The sequence below is a fragment of the Arthrobacter luteolus NBRC 107841 genome (genome assembly GCF_001552075.1).
In the GTDB taxonomy this organism is placed as follows: domain Bacteria; phylum Actinomycetota; class Actinomycetes; order Actinomycetales; family Micrococcaceae; genus Arthrobacter_B; species Arthrobacter_B luteolus.
This window is the reverse complement of the sequence record NZ_BCQM01000002.1, coordinates 523,567-539,733: the sequence shown is the minus strand read 5'-3', so window position 1 is coordinate 539,733 and position 16,167 is coordinate 523,567. Positions and strand designations below refer to the sequence as shown.

The window sequence follows — 16,167 nt, the reverse complement described above, 5'->3', positions numbered from 1 at the left end:
CCGGGCCTATTGGCCGATTCCCACGAGGCCCACCATGAGCGGGAGGATCGCGATGGGGGACGATTCAGCCGAACGCGGGCAGGAAAATTCCGGAAAGGAATTCATCCAGCTCGGCAAACGCATCCAGCGGCAGCACGTGGGCGACGTATTGGTCCGGCCGCACCAGGACCACCGCGCCCTGGGAGCGGTCGATGCCGCGCGCCTCGAAAATGTCCTCCGACTTCGGGTCCGGAGTGAACATCTTCTCGTAGTCGATGAGTCCGAACGGACCCTTCCGGGGCAGCAGGAACGCCGGCATCTCGTTGAGCATAAGGTCCCGGTGGTGCTGCTGGAACACGGCGCGGACGTCGAACACGGCATCCGGGTCGGCGCTCTGCGGGGTGAACCGGCGGACCGGAGAGTCCGCTGATTCCAGGTGGCGGCAAAGTGCCGCGAGACGGGAACCCGCCGCCGTTGGGGCCGCAGCGTCGGCAAAGGCGTACAACCGCCAGCGGCCGTCGGCCTCGGCTGTGTGTCCCAGGCCGAGCGGCTTGGCATCGGCCAACCGGAGGACCGGTGCAGAGTGGAACCGTTCACCGACGGGGAAGCCCTTCGCCAGATGCTCATGGGAATCTGCGCCGGTGATCATGGAGGCCTGGTAGTCGGTGGCGAAACCGGCTGTGAACCGGCCCGCTTCGACGAACTGCCGCTCCACTTCGGCCGGATCCACACCGTCCTGGCCCGCGGCGTCGGGGTCCCTGGGTTTGGAGCCCATGGTCTTGGACCAGCGGGTGTCAAAGTCGATGAGTTCCTGGGCGATTGCCTGGCGTTCACCCGTGTAGGTGTCCAGCAGGCTGGCAGGGCTGCGGCCCTCGAGCACGGCCGCAAGTTTCCAGCCAAGGTTGAATCCGTCCTGCATGGAGACGTTCATACCCTGGCCGGCCTTGGCGCTGTGCGTGTGGCAGGCATCGCCGGCAATAAAGACCCGAGGGGTGCGCGTGCCGCGCTCGGCGGGCGGAACGTCGTCGAACCGGTCCGCGACCCGCTGGCCCACCTCATACACCGACCACCAGGCGACGTCCTTGACCTCCAGGGTGTAGGGGCGCAGCACGTTCTGCGCGGTCTGGATGATGTGGTCCACGGTGAACCGGCTGCGGGCCGCACGGTCCGCCGGATCCAGGTCGCCCAGGTCAACATAGAAGCGGGTCAGATATCCGCCTTCCCGCGGGATGAGCAGAATGTTGCCGCCGTCGGACTGAATGGCGGCCTTCAGGCGGATATCCGGGAAATCGGTGACGGCCAGGACGTCCATCACGCCCCAGGCGTGGTTACGGGCGTCGCCGGCCAGTTCGACGCCGATTGACTTCCGGACGGCGCTTCGGGCGCCGTCGCAGCCCACCACGTACCTGGCTTTCACCGTGAGGTGAGACCCGGCGTCGTCCCCGGCGTTTTCGGTGGTCCGCTGCAGGGTGGCCGTCACCGGGTAGTCGCCGCCGTCTGCCACCTCGACGCTGACGGCCTCCAGGCCGTAGTCCGGCTCCAGCCGGCTGGGGGAGTTGCGCATCCGTTCCAGCAGGAAGTCCTGCATCCGGGCCTGGTTGACGATCACATGAGGGTATTCGGAGAGCCCGTCGGCCACGTCCTGCACCCGGCCGCTGCGGATGATACCGTTGCGGTCCGCGGCGCCGGGCCGCCAGAAGGAGGTCTCGTTGACCCAATAGGCTTCGCGCAGCAGCCGCTCGGCAAGTCCAAAGGCATTAAACATTTCCACCGTGCGGCAGGCGACGCCGTCTGCCTGGCCCTTTTCCAGCGCGCCTCCCCGGCGCTCCACCACCCGGGTGGTGATGCCGGGGAACTCGGCGAGCTGGGCGGCGAGCACCAGCCCGGCCGGGCCGGTCCCCACAATCAGGACATCGACTTCGGTGGGCAGAGCGGCCGGATTCTCCCGGCCGGGTGCTGCGGGACGGATGTCGGGGTTGCCGGGGCGGTAGCCGTCGGAATAGAACTGCACTGGTACTCCTGCTGATCGGCGGGCGCATGTGCCCGAAGTCTTACCGCGCCGCCGCAGGCGCTGGCACAACCCTAGTGATCCAGCCGACACTTTCGGTAGAAGATTCCGCTGAGCAGAATCAGGCACCATTGCCTGCCGCGAGATGTCCCTGCGCCTGCAGATCGAGCAGCAGTGACCGGCAGCAGGACACCAGCGCCGCGGTCGACGCGGGGTCCTGGATCTGTGCCGCCCGGGACAAGGGTGCACTCAGGGAGACAGCCAGGACAGCGGGGCGGTTTCCGGGCGACAGCGGGGCACCCACCGCCGCCAGATCGGGCTCGGTCCGGCCCAGATTGACGGCGAACCCGAGCCTGCGCACCTCGTCCAGCTCGGCCAGAAGGTCCGGTACGGCATCCGCGGACAGCGATGAACCGCCGCGCGGTGCCTGACGCGAGCAGACTGCTGCGACCATGTGGTCCGGAAGCGTGGAGAGGATGGCTTTGCCGGCGGCGGAGACATGGGCGGGCAGGATGGTTCCGGCGCGGTTGCCGACCCGCAGCAGCTGCGGGCCTTCCACGGTAGCCAGGTAGCGGGCCGTGGCGCCGACCCGCTCCACCAGGTTCACCGTCTCCTGCACCGCGGCAGCCAGTTCTTCCAGGTGCGGCCGTGCAGCGGCGATCAGCGCCCGTTCGGCGCTGGCAGCAGGTTCCGGGTGAAGGGCAGGTCCGGCGCAGTAGCGGTGCTGATCGTCCTGCAGGGCGAATCCCCGGTAGACGAGGGTGGACATCAGCCGGTGCGCCGTGGAGGGTGCGACGCCGAGCGCCTTGGCTGCTTCGCCGATGCGGAGCCATTCGGTTTCCTGCAGGAGGAGGATCAGCTGCAGTGCCCGGTCCGCGGCGTCCACGGCATAACCGGGCTTCTTGACGATCCTGATGTTCTGCACAGCAGAATCCTATCCCGCGGGGTCCTGCACCCCTCCATATCAGCTGCCGTGTGTGATTCGATACTTAATTAGTTGTCTCAAGCAACTAGTTTATATAGTTGACGTAAATCAACTACCAAGCAGGAGCCAGATGCCGCCCGCAGAACGTACCTCTACACAAACGCCGCAAAAGCCCCCGACGGGTAAAACGCCCAAGCGGACAGTTTCGCCTGACGGCAGCATGACCCACCGGCAGGTGCTGGAAGCCCTTTCGGGGCTGCTCCTGGGCATGTTCGTGTCGATCCTCGCCGGCACCGTGGTCTCCACGTCGCTGCCGCTGATCATCTCCGACCTCGACGGGGACCAGTCCGCCTACACCTGGGTGGTCACCGGCACGCTGCTCGCGACCACCGTGTCCACTCCGCTCTGGGGCAAGTTCGCAGACCTTTTCAACCGCAAGCTGCTCATCCAGCTTGCCCTGGGCGTCTTCGTGCTCGGGTCCGCACTGGCCGGATTCTCCCAGGACACCGGAACGCTGATTGTCTTCCGCGTGCTTCAGGGCCTGGGTGCCGGCGGTATGGCGGCCCTGAGCCAGATCATCATGGCGGACATCATCAGCCCGCGTGACCGCGGCAAGTATGCCGGCCTGTTCGGCGCTGTGATGGCCGTTGGAACCGTCGGCGGACCGCTGCTTGGCGGCGTCGTCACCGATGCCTTCGGATGGCGCTGGAACTTCTTCATCGCCCTGCCGGTTGCCGTTGCTGCGATCATCCTGCTGCAGCTCACCCTGCACCTGCCCAAGCACCCCAAGCGCAAGGTCCACATTGACTACCTGGGTGCCGTCCTGATCGCCGGCGGCGTCTCCATGCTGATGATCTGGGTAACCCTGGCAGGGAACCAGTTCGGCTGGGCCTCCCTGGCCTCATTCCTGATGGTCGCGGGTTCCGCAGTGCTGCTGATCGCCGCCGTGCTGGTGGAGTTCAAGTCCCCGGAGCCGATCATTCCGCTGTCCATGTTCAAGAACCGCACCTTCACGCTTGCCGTCGTGGCCAGCATCTCCGTGGGTGTCTCCATGTTCGGCACGTCGGTGTTCCTGGCCCAGTACATGCAGCTGGCCCGCGGGGCCACCCCCACCGAGTCCGGCCTGCTGACCATTCCGATGATGGCCGGGCTCCTGATCTCCTCCACCCTGTTCGGTACGGTCATTAGCCGCACCGGCAAGTGGAAGGCCATCATGGTGTCCGGGGCCGTCCTCGCGGTGGTCGGAACCGTGCTGCTGAGCACCCTGGACTACCAGACCAGCCTGGTGCTCGTGGGTATCTACATGGCCATCCTCGGCGCCGGCCTGGGCATGCTGATGCAGAACCTGGTGCTGGTGGTCCAGAACTCCATCGAGGTGAAGAACCTCGGCGTTGCCACCAGTGCAGTAACGTTCTTCCGCAGCCTTGGCGGCACGGTGGGCGTTTCGGTCCTGGGATCGGTACTTGGCACCATCGTGTCTTCCCAGATCAAGGACGGCATCGGTGCGCTGGCCCCCGCTGATCAGGCAGCGGCAGCCGCGGCCCTGGGCAGCGGAACCATTCCCAAGGTGTCTGAACTGCCCGGCGCCATCGCCGCCCTCGTGGAGAGCGCCTACGGTGTGGGCGTCGGCTCCGTGTTCCTGTACAGCGTGCCGCTGGCGATCATCACCCTGATCGGCGTGATCTTCCTGCCGAACGCCAGCCTCGGACGGCAGAATGCCGTACAGCTGAAGAACGCCGCCGCGTCGAAGCCGGCAAATCCGGCCGATCCGGCGGCGCCGGCCGCCGCCGCAGCGCCCGCTGCGGTCAGCGGTGCGGTTGCCATCGACGACCCGACCTCGCCCGGCGGAGCAGTCAACGAGGAAATCCCGGTCAAATGACGCCGGAGGGAATGACCCGGGAGGAGGCGCTGCAGGAGGTCGAGGACAGCCTGCGGCGGCTCACCGAGCTGGTCCGTGCCCGCATGCGCGCGGCAGCAAAGGACGTTGACCCGGCCCTGTCCCTGTTCGGCCTGAAGGTGCTGCAGCTGCTCAAGGGTGCGGGTCCACTGCACCCGGGAGCAGCTGCCGAGATGCTGATGGTGGATAAAAGTGTCATCAGCCGGCAGTCCCGCCAGCTCGAGGAATTGGGGCTGGTTGAGGTCCAGCCGGACCCCCAGGACGGACGCGCCCGGCTGCTGGTGCTGACGCAGGCTGCTAAGGAGCGGGTCACCGCCGTACGGACCGGGATCATGCTGGACCCCCTGGTGCTGGGCTCCTGGACGATCGAGGAGCTGCACGAATTCGCCGGGTACCTGACGCGGCTAAGCCGCAGCGGGGAACCGGCTTCCGCGGCACACTCCGCTCTGGCGGAGGTGCGGTAAGCACCTTTCCGCGGCCGCGCATGGTCCACAGCAAAACGGCAACAGGCCGGCACCCCCTCGGGTGCCGGCCTGTTGCCGTCAAAGACCTGGCTGTGGAGCTGCCGGGGACCTTCGTCCGTGTGGCTGAACACCGTGATTCGACTCGCGGTAGCCGGTAGCCGGTATCCGGCTGGCTGGTGGGGAGCAGGCGGGGTCAGGAACCGTGGGGAGGCGTGGGGCCGCCGGGCTTGGTTGGGCCGCCGGGCTCGGCTGGGCCGCCCGGCCTTGTTGCGCCGCCGGGTTGTGATGCCTTCCTGCGTCCGCGGGCCGACAGGAACGAAAAGGCCGTACTGAGCACGAACAACTCACTGACGTAGCCCATCGGACTGGCAGGCAGGGGAGCGAACTGGTGGTAGAGCACCAGGGCCGAGACCATCAGGATGGCGGGCTGGGCGCGGCGGACCCATTCGCTGGGAATTTCGCGCGGCCAGGGATAAAAGCCTTCTTCGGCGGCAGAATCGGCGCGGGAGCTCAACATGTACCCATCCTGCCAGAACTGGCCGCGGGACCCGGGCTGGCGGCGTCATGAGCGCTGCGTGTCAGCGCCGGCTGCCGGTTTCGGCGCCGGTGCGGGCTGCCAGCCGGGCGAAGGGGCCGCTGCCGTTACGAAGCTCTGCCGGCGTACCGCGCTCCACGATACGGCCGCCGTCGAGCACCACCACCTGGTCAGCGTTCTCCACCGTGGAGAGCCGGTGCGCGATGGTCAGCGTTGTCCGGCCCGCGGACAGCTGTTCGAGCGCCAGCTGCACCTGCGCTTCGGTGGTGTTGTCGAGGGCGGACGTGGCTTCATCCAGCACCAGTACCGGCGGATTCCGCAGGATGGTCCGGGCGATCGCCAGGCGCTGCTGTTCACCGCCGGAGAAGCGGTGGCCGCGGGCACCGACCAGAGTGTCCAGGCCCTCCGGCAGGGCGCCGATGGCACCGGCGATCTGCGCGGCGGACAGTGCGTCCCAAAGCTCGCCGTCGGATGCTTCGGGGGCAGCAAGCAGCAGATTTTCGCGGACCGAGGCGTGGATGAGGTAGGTTTCCTGCGACACAACCCCCACGATCCGTGCCAGATCCCCGGGAGCAATGTCCTTAACGTTGATGCCGTCAATGGTGATGCGGCCGCCGGAGGCATCGTTCAGCCGCGGCACCAGCGAGGCCAGTGTGCTTTTGCCCGAGCCGGTGGGGCCGACGACGGCGGTGGTGGACCCGGCGGGCAGCGTCAGGCTGACGCCGTGGAGGACGTCGGTGCCGCCGTCGTAGGAGAAACGGACATCCTCGAACCGGACTTCACCGCGCAGGCGGGAGGTATCCAGCTGGACGGGATTCACGGGGGCCTTGATCTGCGGATCCAGATCCAGGTACTCGAAAATGCGGCTGAAAAATGCCAGCGCGGTGACCCACTGGACGCCGATGTCCAGCAGTCCCATCACCGGACGGAAAATCGTGGCCTGCAGGCCGGTGAACGCGACCAGCGTGCCGATCGTCATGCCACCGCTGGTCGCCGGGAAACCGGCGGCCAGGTAGATCACTGCCGGAATGGCGGCGAAAACCACCTGCATCGTGGCCATCCGCCAGCGGCCGGCGAGCTGGCTGCGCAGCTCCAGGCCGACCAGGTTCTCCGACCGGGCGGTGAACCGTTCGGCGTCGCGCGGAATGGTGCCCAGGGTTTTGGCCAGACGGACACCGGAGACGGACAGGCCTTCCTCGACCTGGGTGTGCAGCGCCGCGAGTTCCCGCTGCCGCTCGTCCGTGACGGTCCGGCGCAGACGGGCGACTTTGCGGGACAGCCAGATCGCAGGCGGAAGCACCACCAGGGAAATCAGGCTCAGGCCGGGGGAGAGCGCCGCCATGGCAGCAGCGGTGGCGATCGTGGTGGTGAGGTTGGAAGCCACGCCTGTCGCCGTCGTCGTCACTACCGACTGCATGCCGGAGATGTCGTGCGTCAGGCGGGACTGCACCTCACCGCCGCGGGTGCGGGTGAAGAACCCGAGGGACTGCGCCTGCAGATGGGTGAACAGCCGGACGCGGAGGGTGTGCATCACGCGCTGTCCCATCGCCGTGGCCAGCCAGGTCTGGACGACGCCGATCGCCGAGGTAAGGGCGGCAACCCCGACCATGGAGGCGGTGAGGATCAGCAGCAGCCTGGTGTTGCCGTGCGGCAGGGCGTCGTCGATCACGGCGCGGACCAGGAAAGGCTGGGCCAGGTTGATCACCGACGCGGCGCTGATCAGCAGCACGACGACGGCGATGGTCCGTTTGTGCGGTGCGAACAGCGCGGCGATGCGGCGCAGGCTGACCGGATGACGGCCCAGCTGTTTCTTGTCCGCCGGATTCAACCGGGCGGGACCCCGCCCGCCGCCGCCTCCGCCTCCGGGGCCGGATCCGGGGACCGCTCCGGGTCCGTCAGGGATGCCGGCGCCCGGGCGTTCCCGGGTGGTGTTGTGAATGGCCAAAGGTTCCTCCTTGCTGAACCCGGCCTGCGCAGCTGTGGCCCGCGGCCGGATATGTAGAGGTTACCTCATTATGTGGTTGCCGTGAACCTGCTCGGTGTTTCTCCTGTCCGTCCTCGCACCCTTGGACGGACGCCGCCTCATGGGGGACCGTCACCAGGATGCTGCCCGGTCCGGCGCAGGTGTGCTTCGTACTCCCTGCGCCGGTCAAGCTCCCGTTGGTAGGCCTCCTGCTCCCAGCGCTTTTCCGCTTCCGCACTGCGTTTCGCTGCGAGCCGCTGTGGGGACTGACCCTGAGCACGATGAATGTACAGAAGAACCATAAGGGCTGTTCCGGACAACAGTGGGAGCATGGCCGCTGGCAGCGGAACGTCGGCCTTGATCAGCCGTATGGTGCCCATGGCGACAAGCCAGCCGGACGACGACCCAACAAGCCCCCAGGCCCAACGGGGGAGCTTGACGAATTCTTTCAATCTGTCTCCCGTCCCATGCCTTCCGGTGCCAGGGCGCCGCGTCTCCGGCCGGAACCCTCCGCTTCCCCTCCCTGCCGGGCCGTTGCCCGGTCAGCCGCATGCCGTGATGGCGTTGAGTGTACGCCCGCCCTTATCGCGGTTACCTCACAATGTGGTTGGGTATCGAAGAACTAGACTGATCCCATGCCGCACCCTTCCGATGATTCCGCCGCCCTTGGCGACCTGATGCACGCCGCCTTCCGCGGTCTGCGCGGCCGCTGGCTGACGCAGCTTGCACCGTTCGACCTGACACCGCACCAGTACCGGGCGCTCAACGCCGTCGCACGGAACACGGACGACGGCGGCATGCGGCTCAAGGAACTGGCGGAGCAGCTGCGGATCGCTCCGCGGTCGGCGACCGAAGTGGTGGACCAGCTTGAGGGCAAGGGACTGGTGGAGCGCGGACCGGATCCATCAGACCGGCGGGCCACGCTCATTTCCCTGACGGCCGAAGGCACAGCGATGCGCGACGGAGTCCGCAGGGACCGTGCCAGGGAAGCCGATGAGTACTTCGCGGCGCTCTCTGCCGGGGACCGGGCGGAGCTTGCCCGGTTACTGGGTCTCCTGGCGAAGAACGCGCCGGCAGGCCACTTCCGTCACGGCAGCGGCCGGCACGGCGGCAGTGGGTATGCCGGCAGAGCACAAGACAGCGGAGCACAAGACGGCGAAGGGCGCGGAGGACACGGAGACCGGAGGTAGCTTTCGGCGCGCAACCCGCGACCAGCTCCCCACCTGCCCCCATCCCCAGCCCCCCCCACCCCCGGCCGCCGTCCGCGCATCGTGACAGGTGGCTAGATATCCTCCGCAAGAAGCCAAGCGGCGGCGGGCTCCCGGATACGGGAAAGGCCCTTGTACTCGACCAGATCCTCCGGCAGGCCGCGCAGAACCTCACCGAACCGTGTGCGCCACTGAGGGACCAGGGCCAGGTCCCGCAGTGACAGCAGATAGGTGCGGATCAGGAACAGCAGGACGCCGGTGCTGGGCACCTTGACCAGGTGCTGGACCTCCACCCGCAGATGCAGCCGGTCCGGCAGTGCGGGATCCTCCGCGATTCCCGCTCGATCAGGTCCCCACACGGGGTAGGTCTCGGTGGAGATGTCCAGGCGGCGGTCCACCGAAACGCTCCAGTTGGTCCGCCGGTACGGTTCACCGGGCTGGAGGCCGATGAGGAACTTTTCCGCCCGCTCGATGATGCCCATGTCCGCCAGCCGGGGCACGGGCGCGTGGATCTCGCTGAACGGAAGGCCGACGTCGAACCGCAGGGACCAGTTGGACGCAAAGGTGACGACTCCGGCGTCCAGCCAGAGTGCTCCGCCGCGGTGGTCCAGAAGGGCAAAGTCCTCCTGCATCTGGCTGGACAGGAACCGGAGCGCGCCGCCGGGGAGCGTGGATTCATCTCCGTAGGTGAAGGAGAGGTTGGTGCCGGCCAGCTCGTTGACCCAGCGGCACCGGCTTCCGCTGCGCTGGTACCGCATCGATCCGGGATAGGAGCCTGCCAGTTCGGACAGGACATAGTTCAACGTGCCCCACACGCTGGGCCGCATCTGCGGGTCTTCGGCGGCGCGGCTGGGATCGGCCGCCAGAATGCTGCGCCGGGCGGTGAGGTCCCGGGAGTAGCCGCCGTCCACGTCGACGATCCGGCCGCCCCAGCCGCCCGCGGCCGTGGGGGTGAACCGTCCGGCCGGCTCCACATTGACGCTGTACATGTACTGCCCGTGCGGGAAAGGGAACGGGAAGCGGCGCACATGCGCGGGCAGCCCGGTATCCATCTGCGTGCCGCCGCCGCGTGTCACAGGTCCACTCCGAGCCGGTCTCCGGCAGCCCGGGAAACACAGGGCATCAGGACGGTATTGCTGCTCCGGGCCTCCGCCGGCAGGAAGCTGTCGCGGTGCAGGGGAAGCCCGGAGGTCACCGGGAGCCGGCACTCGCCGCACACACCCTGCCGGCACAGGTTGGGTACCCGGAAGCCCTCGTCCTCCAGCGCTTCCAGCAGTGAGATCCCGGCTGGCACGGGCACATCCCTGCCGCTGCGCTCCAGATGCGCGGTGAAAGCCCGCCCCGGATCAAGCGCCGTGTGATCGAACACCTCCCGGTGGAGCCGCTCCTCCGGCCAGCCCAAACTCCCGGCAGCGCCGACTACGGCTTGAACCAGGCCGGCGCCGCCGCAGACATAGAGATGGGTGCCGATGGGCTGGAATGCCAGCGCCGTAAATAGCCGGCGGCGGAATGCCTCCCGGTTCGCACACTCGGTGAGCCTGCCGCCGCACAGCTCCCGCAGTTCCTGCAGGTGCGGTGCGGTTCCGGGGCGGTAGGTGTAGAGCACCGAATACGGCTGGCCCCACATCTCAGCGGCCCGGACGTGGGATAGAACCGAAGTGACCCCGATGCCGCCGGCGATCAGCAGGTGCCGTGTGGCAGCCGGCCGCGGGCTGAAACCGTTGCGCGGCCGGGACACCTGGACCCGGTCTCCGGGCCGCAGAGCGTGGATGAAGCGGGAGCCACCGCCTCCGTTGTTGTGCAGGAGAACTGAGACGGTGTACTCGGACGGGTCTGTTCCGGATCCGGTGAGCGAGTAGGCATTCACCTTGCTGCCGCATTCGACCAGGAGATGGCTGCCCGGCACAAACTCCGGCAGCGTGGCCCCGCTGTCCGGGGCCAGGACCAGGGACCGCACTCCGGGCGCTTCGTCACGGACGGTCTGGACCACCAGTGAGAAACCCTGCCGCAGGGGGAGCGGGCGCCGGAAACCGTCAGCCCGGAACATGTGAGCCTGGTTCACCTTTGCCCCTTCCGTTCAGGTGCCGGCTCAAGGCCGGCGGCGACCCCGAGGTAGGCGGCCAGGCTACGGGAGAAATGGCCGACGATTCGCAGTCCGCGCCCGCAGCCGCAGCAGTCGGCGCTGGATCCGGGCTCCAGTGCCGTGCGGGTGATGGTCCGGCAGTGCGGGCAGTAAACGCGTCGGACGGGGTCCGGCCGGGGCAGCAGCAGGATTTCGGCGGAGACCATTCCGGATGCCAGGGCATCGGTCCGCGCCGTGAGGACCTCGGTTTCCGGACCGGCCAGGATCAGCTGGGTTCCGACGACGGCGGCCCGCACCTGGGCGCGGAGCCACTGAGCCTCGGCCGCCCCATAGAGCGGCGGGACAGGAAAGCCGGTCCCTAAACCGGTCGCTAAACCGGCGCCGGGATCCGTGCCGGGGTCCGGATCCCAGCCGGCGGGCTGCTGCCTGCTGACCGGCGCCGGGTGAAAGTCTGCCGTGATGGTGGCTATCCGGCCGGCACCCAGAAACTCCAGCAGGCGTTCCCGGTCCGCATCCGTGAAGGCCAGGGCTATCCGGAATCGGACGAACCTATCCGGCACCGCACCGCCGCTGTTCCCGGCCGCGGCCGTTCGCACAGCCGCCTCCAGCGGAACAGGATCCACTTATCCTCCCGGGCCGGGCGGCACGCAGGCCACCATTGGGTTGTTGTGCAGTTCAGGGTAGACGCCGGTCCCTGGCTGTGTCAGCCAGGACGGGGATGATTCGGCGAAGCGGAGCAGGCCGGCAGTACTGCGGTAAGCGAAGTTGCACCGATTTCGCGCTGTGCGTTCCTGTGGGCTGTTCGCCGCAGCAAGCCCCCGCGTAGCGTCGACTAGGACACTGCTTCGACCAGGACACCGCTTCGGCAGAACCACGGAGCGCGCCCGGCGATCCGGGAGGTTGTTCCCATGCCAGCACATGAATCCCGTTCCACTGATGCTCCCCGTCCGGCTGCCCGGCCCAGACGCCACCGCGGCGAGTCCAACGCGGGCGCGTACCTGTCCGTGCGTACCTGGCTGCTGCCCCTGTTTGTGCTCCTGCTGCTCGGAGGCACCGGTTCGGCACTGTATATCGGCGGGCTGGGCAGTCCGGCCGATCACCTGAAGCACGTGCCAATCGCCGTCGTCAACCGTGACCAGGGCAGCAATGCCGGCGGCACCGAACAGAACTTCGGGCAGAGCATCACCGACACCCTGACGGAGAACTTCGGCAAGACCGATGAGATCGACCTCCGGCAGCTGGACTGGGACACTGCCCAGCAGCAGCTGGGCTCCGGGCAGGTCTATGCTGCGGTGGTGTTTTCCGAGGATTTCTCCGCCGACGCCACCGGCCTGGTGTCCTCCAGCCTCACGGCAACGGAGGCCAGCCGGCCGGAGGTCACGCTCTACACCAACCCGCTCGCCAGTCCGCTGGGAAGCCAGCTGGCGGCGGAAGCCGTTGAACCGGCCCTGCGGGAGGCCAGCAGCAGCCTGGGCGGTCAGCTGGAGTCCTCGGCGCAGGCCGCCCAGGCCGAAGCGCAGCGGACCCTGGACCGGACGCTGGCCCAGGTACCGCTGCCGGCAGCAGTGGAGAGCAGCCTGACCCCGCAGATCGATGGAACGTCAGCCGCGGTCCTGCGGGATCCAATCCAGGTGACCCAGACTCCCTTCGCAAGCCCGCCCGAAGGCGCTGCGCTTGGCATGGGCGCGTTCTTCTACTCCGTGCTGCTTATGGTGGTGGGAATCAGCGGATCGGTTACGCTGCACTTCCTCATCGATTCGCGGCTGGGGGTCAGTCCGGTGGAGCTGGGCACCAGGTTTGTCCTCGGCCCCCGGCTGCAGCCGGCCCGTTGGGTCACGTTCCTGCTCAAGTGGGGGCTGATGCTGGTTATCGCCCTGCCCACCGCGGGCCTGGTGATGTGGATCGCCAATCTGGTGGGCATGCCGATCCCGCACGGCGGATGGTTCTTCTTCAGCTCGTGGCTCTCACTCGCCACGATTTCAGCCGTCACGCTGGGACTGGTGAGCCTCTTTGGCAGCGCCGGGCTGATTTTCTCGATGATCTACGTGGTGTTTATGGGGCTTCCTGCTGCCACCGGCGTGGTTCCGCTGGAAATGCTTCCCGGCTTCTTCAGCTTCATCGCCAGGGCAGAGCCGCTCTATCAAATGACCATCGCCAACAAGGCGATCCTCTACTTTGATGCCGACGCAGGGGCCGGACTTCAGGCAGGAATGATCGGAATGGGCGTCATCATCCTGATCTTTGTGGTGCTGGCGCTGGCGGCGGGCCTGCTGTACGACAAGCTGTTCGGTGTCCGGGCCGCTTTGCCGGAACGGAAAAAGGCCGCCCGGACCTGACCCGGCCCCGGCGGCGCATCACCGGAAAAGACCTCCGTCAGGAGGTCAGGCAGGCGTCTCGAAGATCCGCTGCAGCAGCAGTCCGGAGCGGGCCATTGCGTCAGCACCGGGCCAGCCGCCGTCGTCCCGGGAACAGCTTTCCTGGAGCACTACGCGGACCATGCCCAGCGCCAGGCCCACTACCATCCTGGCCTCAGCGGCAAGCTCCGGTTCCGTGCCCCGGCGCGACCCGGCTGCGTACCGGGCCAGCACCAGGTCCGCCAGCTGGGTTTCCGCGACCGCCAGACCTTCGTTCTGCTTGGCCAGCAGCTCGGGCGAGCCCATCACCACCTTCATCCGCTCACGGGCCAGCTCCGGATCGGGCTGTCCCGCAAGCAGTGCCGAAACCAGTGCTGAGGCCAAACTCAGGACCACGGGAGTGCCGGCATCGGCCAGGAAAATTCCGGCCACGGTCTCCGTTGCCACTGCGGGACCGGGCCCGAGGAAGACACCCTCCTTCGCCCCGAAGTAGTTAAAGAAGGTCCGGGGCGAGACCATGCAGGAGGCGCAGATCATGTCCACGGTCACGTGCTCGTATCCGTGCCGGCGGACCAGGTCGATGGCTGTCCGTTCAATGGCGGAACGGATGGCTGCACGCTTGCGGGTGCGCAGCCCTTCCATCGGAGCGGCCTCAGCCGGGGCGGCGCCGGCGTCGTCCATATCCGTTCCTTCCGTCGCCATGGAAATGGTCCGCAGCCTGCAGCAGCTACTCGTACCGCAGGGCGTCAATCGGATTCTGCTTGGCCGCCCGGCGGGCCGGCAGCGTTCCGGCCAGGAAAGCGATCAGCATAACGACGCCGATGATAGTGGCCACGGACGCCGGAGTGAACAACATAATATGCAGCCCCGGCAGTGCGGACAGCACCGTAGCGGAGAGCACCGAACTGATCACCGAACCAAGTCCGACGGCGATGCCGGCTCCAAGGGCGGATCCCAGGAAACCGATGAAGATGGCTTCCACGCTGAACAGGGCGAAGATCCTGCCGCCGCCCATCCCCATCGCCTTCATCAAGCCGATTTCACGGGTGCGTTCCTGCACGCTCATCAGCAGGGTGTTCACGATGCCAAAGCCGGCGGCGATCAAGGCGATGACGGCGAAAGCATTCAGGACGCCGATGATGCCGTTGATGACAGTCTGGATGGAGCCGATCTGGTCGGCAACGGTGAGCCCGGTGAAGCCCTTCGCTTCCAGGTCAGCCTTGATGGCGGCAAGCTGGTCCGCATCCGTGCCGGCGTCCAGATAGGCCACGGAGGTGATGTAGCCGGTGGAGACACCGGCTGGAATTCCGGTGCGCTGCAGGGCATCCAGTTCAGCGCGCAGATCAGCATTGAAGCCGGCCCCGTCACCGAACAGCGAATCGTTCTGCACCCCGGCGATGACAGCTTCCACCGTGTGCTGCGTGCCGGCGTAGTCGGTCACGGCGAGGGTGACTGGCTGTTCCAGGGCGGCGTCAGCGTCGGCGAAGCCCAGCGCCTCCACATAGCTGGACGGGATCAGCACTTCTGCTCCGTCCCCGTCGGCCAGCTGCCGGCCAGCGGCGAGGTCGGCATCGGCCAGCCCCACCATCGGGTTGGCGGTCAGCTCAAACCTGGCGCCGCCGTCGTGCTGGATGAAGTCCGGAGCCAGCATCGCGGCGGGCTCCACATTGTCGATGCCGTCGGTGGCGCGGATGCTCTCGATGTCTTCGTCCGAAAGCAGCGTAAAGCTGCCCTGTGTGGCAGCACCGTCCGGATCATATTCCTTGGGTCCGTCATCGGCGGCGGCTGCCTCCGTGGCCGGCGATACCGTCATCAGGTCGTCGCCGCCGATGGCACCGACCTGCTTGTCGATGTAGTCCGAAACGCCGGCGCCGATGGCGCTGGTGAGCGTGAGGGTAAACGCGCCGATGAAGATCGCGACGACGGTCAGTGCCGTACGGACCTTGCTGCGGAAGGTGTTGGATATGGCTGAGCGGAGAAGATCGCCGGCGGTCATGCTGAAGCCCCTGTGGAGATGGTGGTGGAGGTGAGTTCGGCGGCGGATACTTCGCGGCCGTCCTTGATGTAGAGCTGGCGGCCGCAGCGGGCGGCGAGATCGGCGTCGTGGGTGACGGCGATCAGCGTGATGCCCTGCTCACGGTTCAGGTCAAAGAGGATGTCCTCGACGACGGCGCCGGTGGCGGTGTCCAGGTTGCCGGTGGGCTCGTCGGCGAAGATCACGGACGGGTTGTTCACCAGGGCACGGGCTATGACCACGCGCTGCTTCTGGCCGCCGGAAAGGTCGGTGGCTTTGTTCCTGGCTTTGTCGGCCATCTCCAGGCGCTCCAGGGCTTCCATGCCGCGCTTCTTCCGTTCGGACGGTTTCACGCCGGCGATCATCAGCGGCAGCACCACGTTGTCCAGCACCGAGGAATTGGGGGTGAGGAAAAACTGCTGGAAAACAAAACCGAAGTCCCGGTTACGCAGCTCGTTCATTTCCTGCTTGCCCAGCGAGCGGGCGTCCTGGCCCTTGACCGTGATGTTGCCGCCGTCAGGGGTGTCCAGCAGGGCCAGCAGATGCATGAGGGTGGATTTGCCGGAGCCGCTCTTGCCGACGATTGCCAGGGAGTCACCAGCCGCCACGGTGAGGCTGACCCCCTTGAGGGCGTCAAAGCGGTTTTCCCCCTGCCCGTACGATTTGGTCAGGTCCTGCGCGCTGAGTACATCTGGTGTCATTCACCAAACCCTACGTGCAGCATCTGCAATTTTGCT

At 67.1% G+C, this 16,167-nt stretch carries 14 protein-coding genes; 4 read left to right on the top strand and 10 right to left on the bottom strand.

The features are described from left to right. Positions 1–64: 64 nt before the first annotated feature. Both AL3_RS06475 and AL3_RS06470 read right to left on the bottom strand, forming a co-directional pair. On the bottom strand, positions 65–1,990 hold the full coding sequence (locus AL3_RS06475) for an FAD-binding monooxygenase (protein WP_066298215.1): 1,926 nt from the start codon (positions 1,988–1,990) through the stop codon (positions 65–67). 118 nt (positions 1,991–2,108) lie between these two features. Further along, positions 2,109–2,912: an IclR family transcriptional regulator gene (locus AL3_RS06470; protein WP_066298213.1), complete on the bottom strand. Its 804-nt coding sequence runs from the start codon at positions 2,910–2,912 to the stop codon at positions 2,109–2,111. 220 nt (positions 2,913–3,132) lie between these two features. Between AL3_RS06470 and AL3_RS06465 the strand changes: the two genes are divergently transcribed. Both AL3_RS06465 and AL3_RS06460 read left to right on the top strand, forming a co-directional pair. Next, a complete protein-coding gene (locus AL3_RS06465; RefSeq protein ID WP_066298210.1) occupies positions 3,133–4,791 on the top strand; it encodes an MDR family MFS transporter in 1,659 nt (552 codons plus the stop codon). Beyond that, entirely contained in the window at positions 4,788–5,273 is a 486-nt protein-coding gene (locus AL3_RS06460) for a MarR family winged helix-turn-helix transcriptional regulator (protein WP_066298208.1), read from the top strand. The genes AL3_RS06465 and AL3_RS06460 overlap by 4 nt, the downstream gene beginning before the upstream one ends. A gap of 193 nt (positions 5,274–5,466) precedes the next feature. Here AL3_RS06460 and AL3_RS06455 read toward each other — a convergent pair whose 3' ends face one another. Beyond that, positions 5,467–5,790, bottom strand: coding sequence for a hypothetical protein (locus AL3_RS06455; protein WP_066298205.1), 324 nt, complete (start codon positions 5,788–5,790; stop codon positions 5,467–5,469). Between the two features lie 61 nt (positions 5,791–5,851). Then, a complete protein-coding gene (locus AL3_RS06450) occupies positions 5,852–7,711 on the bottom strand; it encodes an ABC transporter ATP-binding protein (protein ID WP_066298493.1) in 1,860 nt (619 codons plus the stop codon). Positions 7,712–8,406: 695 nt separating this feature from the next. Between AL3_RS06450 and AL3_RS06440 the strand changes: the two genes are divergently transcribed. Further along, complete coding sequence (locus AL3_RS06440; protein ID WP_083521502.1) at positions 8,407–8,961, top strand: MarR family winged helix-turn-helix transcriptional regulator; 555 nt, start codon at positions 8,407–8,409, stop codon at positions 8,959–8,961. 92 nt (positions 8,962–9,053) lie between these two features. Here the strand turns inward: AL3_RS06440 and AL3_RS06435 are convergent, their stop codons facing one another. The 3 genes from AL3_RS06435 to AL3_RS19095 are packed head-to-tail and all read right to left on the bottom strand — an operon-like array spanning position 9,054 to position 11,358. Further along, entirely contained in the window at positions 9,054–10,055 is a 1,002-nt protein-coding gene (locus tag AL3_RS06435) for a heme-dependent oxidative N-demethylase family protein (RefSeq protein ID WP_246168546.1), read from the bottom strand. Then, positions 10,052–11,041 (bottom strand): PDR/VanB family oxidoreductase, encoded by a 990-nt coding sequence (locus AL3_RS06430; RefSeq protein ID WP_215727398.1) that lies wholly within the window; start codon positions 11,039–11,041, stop codon positions 10,052–10,054. Before AL3_RS06430 ends, AL3_RS06435 begins: the two co-directional genes overlap by 4 nt. Beyond that, positions 11,038–11,358, bottom strand: coding sequence for a dimethylamine monooxygenase subunit DmmA family protein (locus AL3_RS19095; protein ID WP_370665096.1), 321 nt, complete (start codon positions 11,356–11,358; stop codon positions 11,038–11,040). The genes AL3_RS06430 and AL3_RS19095 overlap by 4 nt, the downstream gene beginning before the upstream one ends. Before the next feature lie 612 nt (positions 11,359–11,970). On the opposite strand from AL3_RS19095, the gene AL3_RS06420 reads away from it, so the two are divergent. Then, positions 11,971–13,398, top strand: coding sequence for a YhgE/Pip domain-containing protein (locus AL3_RS06420; protein WP_066298197.1), 1,428 nt, complete (start codon positions 11,971–11,973; stop codon positions 13,396–13,398). A 45-nt stretch (positions 13,399–13,443) separates the two neighbouring features. On the opposite strand, the gene AL3_RS06415 is transcribed toward AL3_RS06420, so the two are convergent. The 3 genes from AL3_RS06415 to AL3_RS06405 are packed head-to-tail and all read right to left on the bottom strand — an operon-like array spanning position 13,444 to position 16,131. After that, positions 13,444–14,118 carry a TetR/AcrR family transcriptional regulator gene (locus AL3_RS06415; RefSeq protein WP_083521501.1) on the bottom strand — a complete coding sequence of 225 codons (675 nt, stop codon included), beginning with the start codon at positions 14,116–14,118 and terminating at the stop codon, positions 13,444–13,446. 25 nt (positions 14,119–14,143) lie between these two features. Next, positions 14,144–15,412 (bottom strand): ABC transporter permease, encoded by a 1,269-nt coding sequence (locus tag AL3_RS06410; protein WP_066298195.1) that lies wholly within the window; start codon positions 15,410–15,412, stop codon positions 14,144–14,146. Further along, a complete protein-coding gene (locus AL3_RS06405) occupies positions 15,409–16,131 on the bottom strand; it encodes an ABC transporter ATP-binding protein (RefSeq protein WP_066298192.1) in 723 nt (240 codons plus the stop codon). The genes AL3_RS06410 and AL3_RS06405 overlap by 4 nt, the downstream gene beginning before the upstream one ends. Between the last annotated feature and the right edge of the window lie 36 nt (positions 16,132–16,167).